Annotated in this window: 13 protein-coding genes; 7 read left to right on the top strand and 6 right to left on the bottom strand. The window is 61.7% G+C overall.

The genetic code is table 11. The features are described from left to right. Positions 1–102: 102 nt before the first annotated feature. A complete protein-coding gene (locus tag BUS42_RS04770) occupies positions 103–477 on the bottom strand; it encodes an STAS domain-containing protein (protein ID WP_254053308.1) in 375 nt (124 codons plus the stop codon). 162 nt (positions 478–639) lie between these two features. Continuing rightward, the gene (locus tag BUS42_RS04775) at positions 640–867 is read right to left on the bottom strand and encodes a hypothetical protein (RefSeq protein ID WP_015248354.1); all 228 of its coding nucleotides are present in this window, start codon (positions 865–867) and stop codon (positions 640–642) included. 497 nt (positions 868–1,364) lie between these two features. On the opposite strand from BUS42_RS04775, the gene BUS42_RS04780 reads away from it, so the two are divergent. The 5 genes from BUS42_RS04780 (at position 1,365) to BUS42_RS04800 (ending at position 8,174) form a co-directional block, all read left to right on the top strand. Further along, positions 1,365–2,279 (top strand): dihydrodipicolinate synthase family protein, encoded by a 915-nt coding sequence (locus BUS42_RS04780; RefSeq protein WP_074305706.1) that lies wholly within the window; start codon positions 1,365–1,367, stop codon positions 2,277–2,279. Positions 2,280–2,450: 171 nt separating this feature from the next. Further along, a complete protein-coding gene (locus tag BUS42_RS04785) occupies positions 2,451–3,266 on the top strand; it encodes a hypothetical protein (RefSeq protein WP_074305708.1) in 816 nt (271 codons plus the stop codon). Positions 3,267–3,563: 297 nt separating this feature from the next. Beyond that, on the top strand, positions 3,564–5,264 hold the full coding sequence (locus BUS42_RS04790) for a glycosyltransferase family 39 protein (RefSeq protein ID WP_254053309.1): 1,701 nt from the start codon (positions 3,564–3,566) through the stop codon (positions 5,262–5,264). Positions 5,265–5,408: 144 nt separating this feature from the next. Then, positions 5,409–6,278, top strand: coding sequence for an acetolactate decarboxylase (gene budA, locus BUS42_RS04795; RefSeq protein WP_074305712.1), 870 nt, complete (start codon positions 5,409–5,411; stop codon positions 6,276–6,278). A 99-nt stretch (positions 6,279–6,377) separates the two neighbouring features. Beyond that, the gene (locus tag BUS42_RS04800; RefSeq protein WP_074305714.1) at positions 6,378–8,174 is read left to right on the top strand and encodes a hypothetical protein; all 1,797 of its coding nucleotides are present in this window, start codon (positions 6,378–6,380) and stop codon (positions 8,172–8,174) included. 203 nt (positions 8,175–8,377) lie between these two features. Here BUS42_RS04800 and BUS42_RS04805 read toward each other — a convergent pair whose 3' ends face one another. Continuing rightward, complete coding sequence (locus BUS42_RS04805; RefSeq protein ID WP_216821005.1) at positions 8,378–9,292, bottom strand: hypothetical protein; 915 nt, start codon at positions 9,290–9,292, stop codon at positions 8,378–8,380. 975 nt (positions 9,293–10,267) lie between these two features. On the opposite strand from BUS42_RS04805, the gene BUS42_RS04810 reads away from it, so the two are divergent. Both BUS42_RS04810 and BUS42_RS04815 read left to right on the top strand, forming a co-directional pair. Beyond that, complete coding sequence (locus BUS42_RS04810) at positions 10,268–10,753, top strand: glycoside hydrolase family 24 protein (protein WP_074305716.1); 486 nt, start codon at positions 10,268–10,270, stop codon at positions 10,751–10,753. Positions 10,754–10,869: 116 nt separating this feature from the next. Then, a complete protein-coding gene (locus tag BUS42_RS04815) occupies positions 10,870–11,316 on the top strand; it encodes a hypothetical protein (RefSeq protein WP_083670061.1) in 447 nt (148 codons plus the stop codon). A 206-nt stretch (positions 11,317–11,522) separates the two neighbouring features. Here BUS42_RS04815 and BUS42_RS04820 read toward each other — a convergent pair whose 3' ends face one another. From BUS42_RS04820 to BUS42_RS04830, 3 genes are all read right to left on the bottom strand, one after another. After that, positions 11,523–11,957, bottom strand: coding sequence for a hypothetical protein (locus BUS42_RS04820; protein WP_074305718.1), 435 nt, complete (start codon positions 11,955–11,957; stop codon positions 11,523–11,525). A 176-nt stretch (positions 11,958–12,133) separates the two neighbouring features. Continuing rightward, positions 12,134–13,162, bottom strand: a complete 1,029-nt coding sequence (locus tag BUS42_RS04825; protein WP_074305720.1) for a DUF1559 family PulG-like putative transporter — start codon at positions 13,160–13,162, stop codon at positions 12,134–12,136. A 1,024-nt stretch (positions 13,163–14,186) separates the two neighbouring features. Next, positions 14,187–15,557 (bottom strand): carbohydrate porin, encoded by a 1,371-nt coding sequence (locus tag BUS42_RS04830; protein WP_254053310.1) that lies wholly within the window; start codon positions 15,555–15,557, stop codon positions 14,187–14,189. Positions 15,558–15,593 lie beyond the last annotated feature (36 nt).

Genomic DNA, 15,593 nt, shown 5'->3' on the forward strand with positions numbered 1-15,593 from the left:
ACGGGTCGCGGCGAGACTTTGAGAGGGAGTGAAGTGGGGGCAACGGAGATTTTACGCCTGGGAACGCGAGAATGAGAGGCGAGGCCGATTCAATTCGGTGAATCAGTCGGCCAGGAGCGCCTCCATCGCCTCCTGTCGGCTGGCGTAGATCGGCCACACCATATCGAGCGAGGTGAGCCTGAGTAGCTCCTTGGCCCGCGTCGAGACCCCGGCCAAAGCCATCATGCCCCCGCGGGCTTGGACCAGCTTCCAGCATCGGAGGAGCATGGCCAAGAACATCGAGCCGAAATAATCGACCAGACTCAGGTCGAACACCACGAGGGGGTTCTCCTGATGGCGAAATTGCTCGATGATCATCCCCGCCGCCTGTTCCTCGAGCCCGAACTCGAGTGACTCGAGTGCCGGGGTGGCCGAGATCAGAGTGAGATCACCGTGGCGTTCAATTGTGAACGCGTCCTGGCTATTCGGCTTGTTCATCAATGCCGGCCCGAGAGGGTGCTTCGCCACGCGATGGAGCGCGGCGATAGCGAACCCGTGTAACTTAGAACCTCGCCACGCCGTCCACAAGATCAATCTCGTGGGAATGGCTGGAGACGGCGAATCTGACCTCGAAACGCCGCGTTGGCGATGGCACTCGGTTCAGGCGGACGGGCGGCAGTTCGAGAAGGCGCGAACGACCTCGTAGAGGTCGCGGTTCACGAGGATCTGGTCATCCTCGAAGTCGCGGAGCCAGACGTAGTTGTCACGATAGGCTTGAGCGAGCAGAGGATAGAGGTCGGCCAGCCGAACGGGCATCGAGGGGGCGTGCGGCTCGTCGTGGGTCTCGTCATCGGTGTAGGGGAACACGCGAAGTCGTGCGGTCGCCATTCGGATTTCCTCCTCCGTGATTCGGATCGGCCCAGGCCGGGCTCGCTCACCACTGCTTGAGGGCGCGCTACGGCCCCTGGGCGAGTGAAGTTTCGGCCGGAATCCATCCTTGGTTTCCGGACTCAGCCGGCCTGACTTCAGTCTCCAGGGATAGGAATCGGTCGGGACCAAGCGTTTCATCAACCTAACCTCGCCGATTATTAAGGTCAGTCCGTGTAGTGGGGTGCGCCCCGCCCAGAACGGCTCCGAAGCCGGAGAAAAACTCGCGTGCGAGTTGGCGTCCGGTTTCCGCTCCGTCATACTGTGAAGGCACTCAAACAGGAACGATCGCCGCCCTTTTCGCTTCAGTTACCGGCGCCCTGCGTTCGGTTTCGTTTCGGCGGTGCTTAACCCCCCGGACTTCGTTCGTCAGCCGTCATTCACCCCATGGGCAGAGGACGAGATCGCCAAGGAAGAGCCGCTCCCGTTCCCGCTGCCCATTTTGGAGCCAGCACTCGATGGATCTTCCGCATCTGCACGGCATCGTTCCCCCCTTGCCGACCCCGCTCAAGGACGATGAGTCGATCGACCTCGACTCGCTCGTTCGCCTCATCGAGTTTCAGATCGAGGCGGGGGTCCATGGTCTCTGGATCCTCGGCACGACGGCCCGCTTCGACATGATCCCGGACTCTCGCCAGCGGATCGTCGCCGAGTCGGCCATCGAAACCGCGGCCGGCCGGGTTCCCATGGTCTTGAACGTCTCCGACCAGGGCACCGAGCGCACCCTGGAACGCGCCCGGATGTTCGACGACCTCGCCTACGACTATTACGCGGCCCTGCCGCCTTGGTATCAGCCGATGAGCGGCACCGAGGTGGTTGACTACTTCCGCGGGCTCGCCGACCGGCTCTCACGACCGCTCGTCATCTACAATGCCCCTTGGGTCTGCAACCAGCTCAATTTCGCCCAGCTTCGGACCCTGGCCGAACACCCGAGAATTGTGGGCTCCAAGGACGTCTGTCCTGGCCTGACACGTACCCTCGACTGGACGGCCGCCGAGCGCAGGCAGCAGGGGTTCAGCTATCTTCACGGCACCGACCAGCTCGCGTTCTCGACCGAGCTCGGATCTGACGGCTTTGTGACCAGCCTCTCCAATGCGCTTCCCGAATTGGCGGTCGCGATCTGGGACGCCGCTCGGGGCGACGATGCCGCGCGAGCGTTCCGGCTCCAGGCCCAGTTCTGTCGGCTCGCCCAGGCGACGGCGTTCGGTCCGATGCTCGCCTGTCTCGAAGTGATGTGCCGCCATCGTGGCCTGCTTAACCGGATGCTCCCGGCTCCCCTGCGGTCGACCGATGAAACGACGGCGAACCGGGTGATCGAGGTGATGGAGCGGATCGGCGTCCTTCCCGAGGTCGCGATCAATCCGCTAGTTTGACCTTTCCGATTTCGCCGAAGAATCGGGGGCGACGGATTGTCCCCGATTTGCTAAAGTTCGCCTCCATGCCTGCCGACGATGGCGTCTTGGGCGTTGGGAAGTCGAGAGCGGATCCCGAAGTTCGCCCGGAGGGCGGACCTCTGAAACGACTTGCAGAGAGGGTCTTTGAGCATGGATGCTCGCTGCGTTCGCGACGCGCTGAGGCGATGGGGGCTGGCTGGAATTGCGTTGGCCGTGATACCCGTTCTCACCGGGGCTTCGCATCATCGCACGGCGAACTTCGTGGTCGAGGCACCCACACTGGATGTTGCCAAAAAGGTCGCCGAGCACGCGGAAATCTGCCGCTCGACCATCGCGCGGCAATGGCTCGGCCACGATCTGCCTGCCTGGGCCACCCCTTGCCCGATCAAGGTCAAACTCACCGGGGGGGAGGCTGGGGGAGTGACCTCCTTCGGCTTCAGTCGGGGGAAAGTGTCCGACCAGGACATGGCGGTCGAAGGGCGGCTCGATCGCATCCTTGCCTCGGCGTTGCCTCATGAGGTGACCCACACGATCTTCGCCGCCTACTTCGGCGGGCCGATGCCGCGCTGGGCCGACGAGGGGGCCTCGCTCTTGAGCGAAGACCTTCGCGAGCGGCAGCGGCACGACCAGATCGCGATCGACCTGCTCAATCGTCGCGGCGATTTTCCCCTGGCACGCCTCTTCCGGATGGAAGAATACCCCTCCGACCTCATGGGCTTCTACGGCCAGGGCTATTCGATCTCGCGGTTCCTGATCGAGATGGGGGGCCGCCCCCGGTTTCTCAAGTTCGTCAAGGATGGCCTGACTTCGGGATGGGACCTGGCGACCCGCACCCATTACGGACTGACCGACGTTCGCGAACTCGATCGCGCCTGGCACTCATGGCACAAAGTGGCCAGCCATGGAAATCCGAACCGTGACCTGGTGGTTGTCCGGGCTCAGTCCGACTCCGAATCCCAGGAGTGAGCGCCTCGTAGGGAGGACCTCGAAGTCGCTCGGGGCTGGAAAAGGGTTCCCTCTCGGGGTTAGAGTCGTGGGAAGTGGGGAGAAACCTCACCCTTCGACCTGGCTCGTTTGCGCGGATCCAACCGCTCGACGGGTCGTCTAGGGGATGTGACCCCACGACGCAGAGGGGCTCGATTGTCTCGACACGCATCGGAAGTTTCGGCCACGATGTTGACCGACGTCAGAGAATCGCAACCAACCGATCGGGGTGAACTCAACCAGGGCCCCGGGACTCGAGCTTGGCGCGAGGTTCTCGCGGTGGCGCTCGGTTTCATCGGGTTCATGCTTCTGCTCTGGCTCGCGCGCGGCGAGTTGGGGATGACCTGGGACGAGCCCTACTTCTTCGAACGTCAGCATGATATGCGACGCTGGTTTGCCCAGGTGGCGGGCTCACCCGCTCAACGCGCCCAGGCGTTCAGCGCTCCGGGGCTGGAACGAAGCTGGCGCGTCTGTCGCGAAGTCCCCGATCAGCATCCGCCGGTTCCTCCGCTGCTGAGTTTGGGGACCGGCCTGGCATTCGAATGGCTTCTGGGGCCGCTCCGGGCCTATCGGCTCTCGACCGTGATCGTGACGGGGATCGCGGCCGGAGTCCTCTTTCGGTTGGTGCGGGGCCGCTGGGGTCTGGCACCGGCTCTCGTGGCGCTTGGTACCTTGATCTTCAATCCGCGGCTCTTCGCCGACTCCCAGCAAATTACCGCCGACGTAGACCTCGGCGCTTTCTGGTTTCTGGCCGCCGTGACTTTCTTGCGGTCCTGCGAGACCGGTCGCTTGCCCTGGCTGTCCGGTCTTTTTGCTGGTCTGGCGATCATGTGCAAGGCCACCGGGGTTCTCGTGCTTCCCGCGATGCTCTTCTGGGTGATTCTCTTTCGACCCAAAGGATGGTGGCGGCCGATCGTCTGGGCGGTGCCCGTCTTGCCGGCGACCATGATCGCGGTCAATCCGGCGTGGTGGCCGGGGCCCTTGTTCGGCATGACGCGTTGGGTTCGCGCGTTCTTGGCCTACCCTCAGAAAGTCCCCGTCTATTACCTGGGTCAGGTTTATGACTCGGTCAGGACGTTTCTCCCCTGGCACAACACGCTGGTGCTCACCGCGGTGATGGTCCCCATCGGCCTGCTCGTCCTGGCTGGGTTTGGGCTCGTCGCGGCCGGATGGGAAACCATCCGGAGGGGCCGTACGCGTTCGGACGCTCCGGACGCGAGTCGCCCCCCGCACGTCTTGCCCGATTCGACGGTCGCCGCCTGGGCGGCGATCAACTTCCTGACGATGATGGGGATGCGGATCCTCCATTTCATGCCGGCACACGACGGTCTCAGGCAACTCGTCCCCGCGTTCTTCTTCTTCCCGATCCTGGCCGCTTACGGCGCTTGGATTCTGCTTCGATCCGCGGTCGGGATCCGTCGCCACCTCATCCAGGCCGGATTGTTTGTTTGCATCGCGACCTCGGTCTGGTCGACTTTGTTGATCCACCCCTATGAGCTGTCGTACTACAATGCGTTCATTGGCGGGCCGAAGGGGGCGAAGGCCGCCGGGATGGAGTCCACTTATTTTTGGGATGCCGCGACCGACGATGTCCTGGCCTGGATGAACGTTCATTTGCCACCGAAGGCCACAGTCCTCATCTTTCCGCCGCCGAACATCCATACCTTCGACTGGGAGCAGCGTTGGGGACGCCTGCGAAACGACCTGACTGTCCTCAATCTCGATGCTCCCGACTTCAACGAGCGATTGGCCCTGATGTACGGGTCGGCTCCTTGTTACATCATCTTTCAGATGAGGCAGGGACTCTTTCAACCACGCCAGTCAGGTGACCCCGACTTGTTCGCGCGCCTTGCCGATTCCCCCGCGCTCTTTGAAGTCGCCCCCGCTCGTGTCGGAATTCGCCTCCTGGCCCTCTTCGACCAAGCCCAGTTCCGGTCGGTTGTCGAGGCCGGTCAATTGCGCGTGCCTCACTCCCCATAGTGTTTCTGCCTTCTCAGTTTGCCGCCCCTGGCATTGCGGGCGTCCTGCCCGCATTCGGGTTTCTTCGGAGACGCTGTTGTGTCCAGGCCTCCGAAAATCGCTCCCAATCAAGCACCATTCTGGCCGTCGAGAGATTCGTTTCCAATGAAATTTCACCTTTGGGTTCTCGGCTCACTCCCCCTTCTCTGGGTGTCGGGCTGCGGTCCCGCCGCGCCGGCCGCCCCTGCGGTTCCAACCTCCTCTGCCACTCCGTCCACTGCGACGCTCGACACCGATCAGATCACGCAAGTTTCCGTGATCAACGCCCTCATGCTCGGCCAGTACGATGGCCAGATGGGGATCCCCGAGATGCTCCGTTACGGCAACTTCGGCGTCGGCACACTCGACCATCTCGACGGCGAGTTGATCGTCTTGGATGGAACGGCCTATCAGGTCCGTGGCGACGGCAAGGTTCTCAAGGTCGGCTCTGACCGCTCGACTCCGTTCGTGGTCGTGACCTCGTTCGACCAGGACGGCGCGTTCCCGTGTCCGCCAGTCGGCAGCCTCACCGAGTTGGAAGCCCACCTGAACAAGGCGCTCCCCCAGAAGAACAACTTCGTGGCGGTCCGGGTCGAGGCCCGTTTCGCCGCACTCACGCTACGGAGCGTTCACCGTCAGGAACCTCCTTACAAACCGTTGGCCGAGGTGGCGAAGAGCCAGTCGGTTTGGACCCACGAGAACCAGAGCGGGACGCTCGTGGGTATTCGCAGCCCGACCTGGGTCGATGGGCTCAACGTCCCGGGCTACCACTGGCATTTTCTCAGCGAAGATCACAAGATCGGTGGACACCTCCTCGATTGTCGGGTCCGTGACGGGCAAGTCCGCTATGACATCTGCGGAGACTGGCTGCTCAAGCTGACGGAATCCAAGGAGTTCAACGCCACCGATATTGGCCGCGACCTGAGCCGCGACCTCAAGCGGGTCGAAAGCTCGCGAGGTCTCAAGGACGAGGGCGAGGGCGAAGCCAAGAAGTGACGTCGTTCTCGATGAGAAAGGGAGGGGAGGGGGCTGACGCTGACCAGACGATGGGGTGAAGCTGAAGCTTCGGAATCCACCATTCTGTCGAGGTGAGACATGTCCACCCGATTCTTCTGCTGGAAGGGTCTGCAAGTCGGCGTCGAACGCAGCCGGCAAGTCTTGCGACTGGAGATGGAGTCGCGGGCATCTTGGCATGAAATCCGGAGCGGAGCGGGAGGGGGGCGACGTCGCAAGGGCGAGAGCGAGGGTGAGAGCGAGGTCGAAGTCATCGGGCTTGACGTCGAGGAGCGATTCGAGGCTCCGCTCTACCCAAGCATTGCCAACCTCCCTGACGACCTTCCGTTCGTCTCCGCCGCCGTGCTCGCCCAGAAAGCGAAAGCGGTCGATGACGGCATCGTGGCGACCTTGGAGTTCCTGCTCGACGAAGGAACGATGACGGTCCGAGGGCGATCCGCCCTGCTCGCCGGCTTGCAAAACCAACTCCAGGGCGAGTGGGATCGGTCGCCCGACGACTCCCGGTTGGCTGAGACCCTCGGGCTCCTCTCGGCGGTTCGTTCGCTCGCGGGGGATAACGATCCCGCCGATTCGACCACCTGGCCCACCCCCTTGCGGCTCCGGAGGAACCAATATCTCCGGGACTTCCGGAGGATGGAGGAGGTGGATGTCCCGCTCGGCGTGTACTCGTGGAGCCAACGGCTTGCCGGCCTTTACCGACAAAGCAAGTCGCTCCAGGAGCCGCTTTCGAACGACGTTGCCGGCCTCTTGAAGCATGCTTTGGAAGCGGACGACTCCGTGCGTGCTGCCTATGAGATCCACCTCGCCCTCCTGGCACTGACGAACCCGCTGGTCAGGCCAGATCTCCTTTCCTGGTCCCGATCCCCGGACGAATCGCAACCCGCCCCTGCCTTCTTTCCCGCCTCGAAGTCACGTGAAGGGCAGTTGGTGAAACTGCTTGTAGGCGACCAACCGGTGCCGCCTGACTTTGATCTGATCGGCGAACTCATCGCCCGCGTGACAGACGGTCGTCTCAGCCTCGCGGTCACGGAGGAGAGCGGCTGGTACGACTACATTCTCAACGCCCTCGAGCCTCTGCTCGTTCCCGACCATGTTCCCGAGGCGAGCAGGCTCGAGCTTGCCGAAGACTATCGAATTGACCTTCAGCAGTTGTTCCGATCGCTTCTGGGGACGGCCCGAGAAAGCCACGTCAAACAGTGGGAGATGGCCGCCGCCGGGGCATGCCCGTTTGTGATTTCACCCCACCTGACCTTGGAACCCCTGGCGGATCACTACCGCCGCCGCGCGGAGTCCTACCGTTTTGTGCGTGAGCGGTTGGTGGCCCTGCTCGGAGAAAACGCGCTGCTCTCCTGGAACCGGGCGACACCGGGCGGAGAGACCGGTGTTCCGTTGCTCGACGAGATCCATTTGATGGAGCAATTATTTGCCGGGGCCGCGGCCATCGTGCAGGACGAACTCGGCATCGACCCGGAGCCCGCAACCGAGACCGGCGACCGCAGATGGCTCACCGCCGCCAAGGCGAAGGCCCGCTCTTGGATCGCATCGCACCGCGACGATCCCGACCTTCGCGAAGACGTCAGGATGATGGTGCCGCTCTTCAAAGATATTGAGCGGGAGGAGTTCCACGTTCTCGCCGTGGTCGGCTACGAGCAACGAAACCTCAAGGTCGGCTTCGTCGAACGCCCCGACGTGACCGTGCGCGACGGTCAGGGACGTATGGTCGAACTCGAGATCCAATGGTCGGACGCCATCTACCCGTTGGCTCGACCCGTGACGATGACCTGTCGCACCAAACGATTGCTCGATCGGAGCGAGTTTCGTGAACTCTGCGACCGGGAAATCACGATGGCCGCGATTCGGTCGGCGCTGGAGGGATAGCCAGCGTTTCGGCCTTGAAGCGAGTCGTGGTCTCACTGAGTATAAATTTCTGATTGACACAACTTGTTGTTTTTATGTGTGGAAATTGTTTGATGATAATGGGGGTTTGAGTCCTCGTCCGGGCGTCACCACGCGAGCCATTTGTCTTGCGAGCCCCTCTCTCGATGAGGGGCTCGCCCCGGGATTACACGGGCGTTCGTCGGCTATGGGTTCACGGTCTTCGCCGCGGGTTTCTCGAGTTTCTCGACGGGTTCGGGCGATGGCTTCTCCACAGGATTCTCGCCGATTGGCTTGTTGTCTCGCGTCGTATCGAGCGGCTGTGGCACGTCGCCCGGCTTCGTGGCTGGCATGTCGTCCGGCTTCGTGGTTGGCACGTCGCCCGGTTCTTCCTGCTTCTTGGTCTCGAGGCTCCGCTCCTTCGCCGGCTTGGCTTTGATCGTGAGCTTCCCATCCTTGATCTGGAGGCTCTCCAGCCGGTTCAGGAGCGTTGCATTCTCGGGCTTTTTGGCGACATCCTCGGCCAGGTTCGTGTTCCCGAGGCCGGTCATGATTTGCTGGGAGAGGGGCTGACCATTGACCTCGATGGAGTCGGCCCTGACGTTGAGTTGCCCGTTTTGCAGCGAAGCGACGAATTCAGCCTTGCCATTCAGGTAGCGGCCCTTGAGGCCGGGGAGAGCGAGCTCGCCGAGCGGAAGGCTGACTTGCCCCTTCAGCTTGTCTCCCTCGAGGACGAAGTAGACTCGGTCTGCCAAGTCGGGTTTATCGGCGAGCATGACGTTCAACTCGTCTCCGCTGAGGACGAGCGGCTCCGTGTCTTCGCCTTGTTCCAAGGCATGCTTGAACGCGTCGATCCGCCCGCGTAGGGCTTCGCGATTCTCCTTCGACATCTCCACTTTGGGCAACGGTGTTGGTGTCGGGGAGGTGTATTGCTTCACGATCTTGAGGTAGGCCTGATATCCGAAATAGCCGCTGATCGCGATGCCCGCCATCAGCAGGACGGCCAGTACGATTGCGGTGATGCAGCCGTAGAAGAAACAGCCATGCCCCGCCTTCGGCGGCTCGGCGGCTTCGTTGAACCGCTCGGGACTCATGGAATGGTTGCCAGGAACATGGGACATCGGAGTTGATCCTCGTTTGCGGGCCAGGGAATCATCGACCGACCACGACAAGCCACTTGGTGAGGGCGAACCGACCGCCTACGGGGCATGTTCGGTGAGATCGACACGGCAGTCATTATTCGTCGCGAGGGGTCTTGATATTGAAGGCCTCCCGAAGTTCGCGAGGATCCCTTGCCCGTCGTTGCGTTCGGAGGGAAGAGACGAACTTAGCTCGACTCGTGCATTTTTGGGGACAGCCTCGGTGGTCGTTGCCTGGAGAATTGAACCGACTTTTTTATGAACGAACGACCGAGGACAGGCCCATGTCTCCCCATTGGACCCAACTTTGGCATTGCGGGATTCCTTCGTTTCTGAAAGCTCAAGCGAGATTGATCCATAATACCGCGACTTGGGTACGATGGAGTGTCACAAATCGAGGGAGTCGACGTTTACCTGGCGTCGCGGCCGTCCTCGCCCGCTGAGGCTCGCTGCCAGGTTCCGCGGGCCGGCTGTCTCACGGAGTCACATCTCCAAGCCCAACGAACGGTCGCGGCGGATCAGAACGCGATTTCCGCTCGACGCTGGCGTCGGTGTCGCTCGCTTTACGAATGAGAGTCGAGTGACCAGGGCGTCGGCTTGAAACAGGTCGTCAGACCCGAGTCGCGGAGGCCGGAGCCACGCGCGACAGGACACGAATTGGTTTCATTTCGTCTCGGTGAGAAGGATTGGATCGTGACTAAAATGTATTGCAAAATGATTATGATTGTAAATTTGCAATAATAGATGAATTTGCTCTGGGAAGCTTCAGGTGGCGAACCGACGCGGGTTGTCTGGCTCCCCTGATTGGGTGCGGAAGCCCGGGGATTTTCGAGCCTTTTATTCCCCGGCAGATGAGGATTACGCTGGGTCGCGGCGTGAGCGGACGGCGTCCTGTTTCGGCCCCCGTCCGCCCCTTTTTTTTGACTTTTCTTGCCTCGCAACAAGGAACCCCGACCGATGATGCCCGACCGGGTCGCAGAGATGGCTACGTTTGCCGAGGGAGAAAAAAACGTGCGGGCATTCCTCAAGGTGATCCGTTGGGCGGAGTTCTATCCGCACGGCAACTTGGGGAGCGACTACCGGCGGAGGTACGGGGGGAGTGAGCTCAAGGATTTGAAGGATCACCCGATGGACCAGACCGAACGGTGGGGAAAGAAATCGTCCGCGTCAGGCGCCTACATGATCACCAAGGAAACCTGGGTGGAATATCAGAAAAAACTCGGCCTGACCGATTTTAGCGCGGACTCACAGGATCGGGTGGCGATCGCGATCATCAAGCAGGTGAAAGCGTATGACCTGATCCGCGAGGGGAAGGTCGAAGACGCCCTCAAGAAGCTGAACAAGCGATGGTCCTCGCTCCCCGGTGGGAGCCAGCAACAAGCGGGCGTGACCTTGGATAAGACGCTCGAGCAGTTTCGGGCCTACAGAGCCGAAGAGCCGTAGCCTTCAAATTCGTGCGAACCGAGGGACGATCGAGCCGGCTTAACAAAGCGGATTCGCTCCGTGGGCTCTGGACTTGCGATTGGTGATTCAGAATCAATAATAAGGAGAAGAGGAAAATGGCACTTGCGAAGCGACCGATTCCGGCCGGGTGCAGCGTGGACGCCGAGATCATCGTTAAAGCCTGCGAACTCCACTGGGAGGAGCATAAAGGCAATTGTAGTGGTTTCGTTAAGGCCGTTGCCGCGGAGCTCGGCGTGGGCCTCTCAGGTCAAGCGAACGACATCGTCAAGTCGATCGTGGCGAACTGGTGGCCGATCGCTTCGGGGGCCGAGGCGCAAAGTTGGGCGGAAGCCGGCTACCTTGTCGTCGCGGGCTTGGAGGCCGAACCGAACGGGCATGTCGTCGTCGTCGTTCCTGGCCCCCTCGCCAATGGCAAATACCCGACGGCCTACTGGGGCCGATTGGGGAGTTCCGGAAAGAAAAACACGACGCTCAATTATTCCTGGAATTCAACGACCAGAGACAAGGTCATCTACGGCGGCACGCTGGTCCTCAAGAAATAGCTTCCGCAGCCGCAATGGCGTAGCCGTTTCTCCAATCGGCTGCGCACGCGACCGCTTCAGGATTGCGTCGCCAACCCGCGTGCGGGAAAGTTCACCTGCGAGGACATGCCGCCGTGGTCAGCCGTGCGAGAGCCGACCCAGGCGGCATGAGCACATGACAGGCTCGGCGCCACTCGACGGTAAACCGCTGCAATCTCCCAGGAGTCTCAGTCGAGCTTCAGGTCGATCGTTTGGCTGCCGGGCTTGACCTCGAGGATCAGCGGCGACTTCTCGATCCCGTATTTGCTGCTGATTGCGGTCTGCTCCGCAGGAGTGGCCGGCGGGGTCTTGGTTCGGCCGCTCTCGGCCCCCTGAGAGCCGGGGACGAATGCGACGCTCACCTGGTGGGTGCCGACCTCTGCGCCGTCATGGTCCTCGTCCCAGTGGAGCCAGTAGTAGCCGCTGGAATCGGTCATCCCCCAACTCGGCCGGCCGTTGTTGGGGATGAAGTTGATGGTCAGGTTGGGGACCGCCTTTCCATGATGCGTTACGGTTCCGGAGACCGGCGCAATGGCTGGTCCGCTGTCTTGGCAGCCCGCAAGGGCGATTCCCGCGAGGAGCGTCGCAAGCGGGATCGAGCTTGGCTTTGTTATGATGGGCATGTTATGACCTGGTAATTCCTTGGGAGATCGACCGGGCGCAAGTCGATGGGGGGGCGGGCACGATCGAAGGTCCGGCAAGTCGCGGTGTCGCGGACGGAGGATTCCACCGGACCTTCGCGTTCGATTCTCGACGCTTGGCCTTTGGGCTGCTTTGTCTCCGCGGTGGGGTTTCCGGCTCAGTAGGCGTCGCTCGAGATCACTTCGCCTTTCGCCCGAGTGAAGAGTGCGGTGTAGACGCTAAAGTTAATGCTATTCTTGATGAACTTCATGCTGCCGTCGGTCATTGTCACGTTGACCCCTCCGGGGTGGGAACTGCCCGCCGCACGCGTGTTCCAATACGTGGTGTTCGGCGGGGTCGGCACGCCGGTGGAGGAAAGCCAGGCGATGACGTATCCCTGCGCCGGGTGATGGACGAAGATGAAGTGGTTTGAGCCGGTGTTCTTGAACAGCCAACTTTGGCCGGTGTGATTGGCTTTTTCCAGGAACAGGAACGTGTTGCTGGTTCCGTCGGTGATGTCCCGGAGTTGCGGATAGTAGTTCACGGAGCCAAGGCCGTCGTTCTTCCCACCGGTGGTTCCAGGGTCGTTGGCACGCTCGACGCAGCATTCCTTGCCGCTGCCGCCGTTCATGGCGTAGTCCTTCTGTTCGATCGGTTTCGTGGAGAGTGCTGACCGGGGAGCGGACGGGCAGAGGAACGAATTCGGAGTCGCCAACGAAACGGTCGAGTTCTGCGGGTACTTGACCTCGGAACCGCGCTGGATGTATTGCCCCTGCGTCGCGTTCTGATTCGAGCTCTCGAGGATGGAAAACGCATAGGCGGGGAAGACCATGTTGAAGGCATTGTAGAGGGGCGCCTGCTCCATAAAGGGGAGGATGGCGAGCGGCCAGCCACGATGTCCCCACGGGCAGCACGCCCCCGCGCCGGTCGCCCCCGGATCTTTCCAGTCGACGCCGGAGCCGGGCTCGACCCCATAAAGTTGTTGGCCGAGCATGTAGCCGCTACTGGCCGCCATGAGGCTGCCGTTGGTCGACTCGTAATTCATGGCGCCGAGGGCCATCTGTTTCATGTTGTTGCCGCATTGGGCCCGCCGCGCTGCCTCCCGCGCCGCCTGGACGGCCGGCAGGAGCAAGGCGATCAGCACCGCGATAATCGCAATGACGACAAGGAGCTCGATGAGCGTGAAGGCTTGACGTCGCGTGGACATGAGGTTTCTCTCCGATCGTATGTCTCGGAACAGTCGGCAAGGTGCATCGTGTTGCGTGGGTTCGCAGGGGGGTGTGGAATGACCTTTTGACTGAGAGATTTCCCTCCGCGAGCGGTGACTCTCTACCGGGGGCAGTCGGCTCTGCAGCGAACGGTTCGTCCTCCTGGGCAATTCCGGTCGGCTCGTTCTCGAACCTGGCACTTTTGCAGTGACTTGCCCGATGTGAAGCCAGGGAAATTCGCCGAGGGATTGACACCCCTCCGCCGAATTCCGCTGCTCCTTTTTGGCGCACGAAGGATTGCGTCGCGAGTCTTTGCGGTGATTGGGATTGATTGATGGAAAATCAGGTGCCGTCGGATTGTTGTCCCTTCAACGACAAGCCCCGGCGCTCAACACGCGGGGCCTGAGCGTGCTTCTTGCACGTCGCCTCCTTCCATCTTTCAAGCGGTCAAACCGATCCCAGTATCTCGATCTCTCACTGTGACGTATCGTGCGCCGTTTGCTTGCCAATCGGCCATCCGCGAACTCAGCAGGAGAACCCGGTCTTGCCTGGAACGGGGGTTACGACCACCCATCAGATCATCAAGAAGAACCGTGACCGGCAGTTTAGCGCAAAGCACGAACCCGACAATCAGATCCCCATGGATTTGATCGTGGTTTTGGGGTGTGAGGAGTGACCCAGTTCACGGGCAAAGCGACAGAGGAGCATGAGTGGCTGAGCGAACAGTAAGGCTTGCAGGCCCCATCGAACGCCTGGGATCAGCGAGTCAGCACGACTGCATGCGCAAATTCTCTGCAACTCCTGTGTGTTTGATATTTGTGTGATTCGAGGAGGTACATGGGTAAGAATCGCTTAGGCGGGGGAGTCAGTCAAGCAAAAAAGCCGAGATCAGAACGCTTTTTTAGGAAGGGCCTCTACGAATGTCGAATGACATCCAATCGGGCCTTGGCGCAGTGCCGTCAACACGGGGACGAGACGCTGCAATTTTCACGGATCGGGGCGTTGCTGTCTCACTTGCTGACGTCAAAAATCGAGCTTCAAGCGGACGCCGAGCAGCAGCGCGGGGTCGACAGGGGCGAGGCCCGGTTGGATCACTTGGAGGTCGGGTGTGAGGTGGCATCCGGGGGCAAGCCGCATGTTGTAGAAGAGCTCGACCCCCGGCTCGTCTCGGAGCCCCGGCATCTGCCGTTTCGCCTGCTCGCTGAGCCCGAGGTCGTAGAACCCAACGCCAAAGAGATCGCCCTCGCGACCCGGCAGTGGGCTGTTGCCGCAGAGGGCAACGCTCAGGAACCATCGGATTGGGTTCGGGTTCCCGTCGCCCAGGCCCGTCTGGACGTACAGGCCGAGGCCTCGGTCCGGGGCGTCGGGGTTGACCCAGAGCCGCTGCTCGATATTCCAGAGCAGTGTCCAGGTTCCGGCCTTCTCCGGTGCACTGGCTGCTCCGTGGGGCAGCTCGATGAAGGACGCCGGGGCCAGGTCGGCGAACGATCCCGTGCCGTACAGGCCCGCGAGGATCTGCCGGCCCGGCAGGCCGAAGAACGCGGTCGATTGCGTCGCCTCGGCGTAAAGGAACAGGCCGTTGCGGCCCAGGTTCTCGAAGCCGCTGGTCCGGGGCGAGTCGTACGAATCCAGGGCCAGAAACGCCAGCGCGGGGCCCCGCTCCGGAACCACGTAAAAGCCCGCGCCCGGCGCAGAGTAAGGATAGCGATCGAGTGTCAGATTGAAGTTGAACGCGGCGTTCCAGAACCGCGAGGTCAGCGGGTAACTCAGGAACTTCTCCCGGTCGCCGTTCAGGGCGTTGAGCTTACCGAAGAAGATGCCGGACCGTTCGGTGATCGCCTGGGTGAACTTGAGCCCCGTGATCGCCGTGATCTGGGCGTCGGATACGGGGAAGAACATCGCCAGGTTCGTCGGAGAGAAGGCCCCGGCGAAGCCGTCGACCGACTGCCCGAGCCGCGACTCGACGAACAGGTCGAACGCTCCCCCTTCCCAGAGTCCGAGCTTGCCGCTGTCGAGATGCGCCAGCATGTCGAACTTGCTGCCCCAACGGAACGCTTGCCGAAACCCGCCGGTCGTCACACCCTGCTCGAACTGGGTGGATGACACATAGAAGGAAACCCCGCGCTCCTCCCAGGAGGAACGGAGGCCAAACGCGTCTCCCAGCAGGAACCGGCTTGATCGCGGGCCATCGGGATAGGGATCAGGGACCGGCGGGGGAGTGATCGGCGGCCTGGGCGTTTCCTGGCCGACGTCGAAGTTCGAGGAAACGCCGGATCCGGCCGGTCGATCGAGGAGAGAAGGCGCCACGACTGCATCGGGCTCAACCTCTTGGCCGAACGTGGACCCACTGAGGAACATCCCCCCCAGGAGGACGGCTGTTGTCAGAAGTCTCAACCGACGATCAGGCGAACCCATCCGGACCCCAACGAA

The sequence above is a fragment of the Singulisphaera sp. GP187 genome, from assembly GCF_900129635.1.
Lineage (GTDB): Bacteria > Planctomycetota > Planctomycetia > Isosphaerales > Isosphaeraceae > Singulisphaera.

Bases quoted from the DNA above. Each gene is read 5' to 3' on its own strand.
- BUS42_RS04810 (WP_074305716.1), top strand. From the start codon at position 10,268: ATGATGCCCGACCGGGTCGCAGAGATGGCTACGTTTGCCGAGGGAGAA.
- BUS42_RS04770 (WP_254053308.1), bottom strand. From the start codon at position 477: ATGAACAAGCCGAATAGCCAGGACGCGTTCACAATTGAACGCCACGGT.
- BUS42_RS04805 (WP_216821005.1), bottom strand. From the start codon at position 9,292: ATGTCCCATGTTCCTGGCAACCATTCCATGAGTCCCGAGCGGTTCAAC.
- BUS42_RS04815 (WP_083670061.1), top strand. From the start codon at position 10,870: ATGGCACTTGCGAAGCGACCGATTCCGGCCGGGTGCAGCGTGGACGCC.
- BUS42_RS04820 (WP_074305718.1), bottom strand. From the start codon at position 11,957: ATGCCCATCATAACAAAGCCAAGCTCGATCCCGCTTGCGACGCTCCTC.
- budA (WP_074305712.1), top strand. From the start codon at position 5,409: ATGAAATTTCACCTTTGGGTTCTCGGCTCACTCCCCCTTCTCTGGGTG.
- BUS42_RS04785 (WP_074305708.1), top strand. From the start codon at position 2,451: ATGGATGCTCGCTGCGTTCGCGACGCGCTGAGGCGATGGGGGCTGGCT.
- BUS42_RS04800 (WP_074305714.1), top strand. From the start codon at position 6,378: ATGTCCACCCGATTCTTCTGCTGGAAGGGTCTGCAAGTCGGCGTCGAA.
- BUS42_RS04825 (WP_074305720.1), bottom strand. From the start codon at position 13,162: ATGTCCACGCGACGTCAAGCCTTCACGCTCATCGAGCTCCTTGTCGTC.
- BUS42_RS04775 (WP_015248354.1), bottom strand. From the start codon at position 867: ATGGCGACCGCACGACTTCGCGTGTTCCCCTACACCGATGACGAGACC.
- BUS42_RS04780 (WP_074305706.1), top strand. From the start codon at position 1,365: ATGGATCTTCCGCATCTGCACGGCATCGTTCCCCCCTTGCCGACCCCG.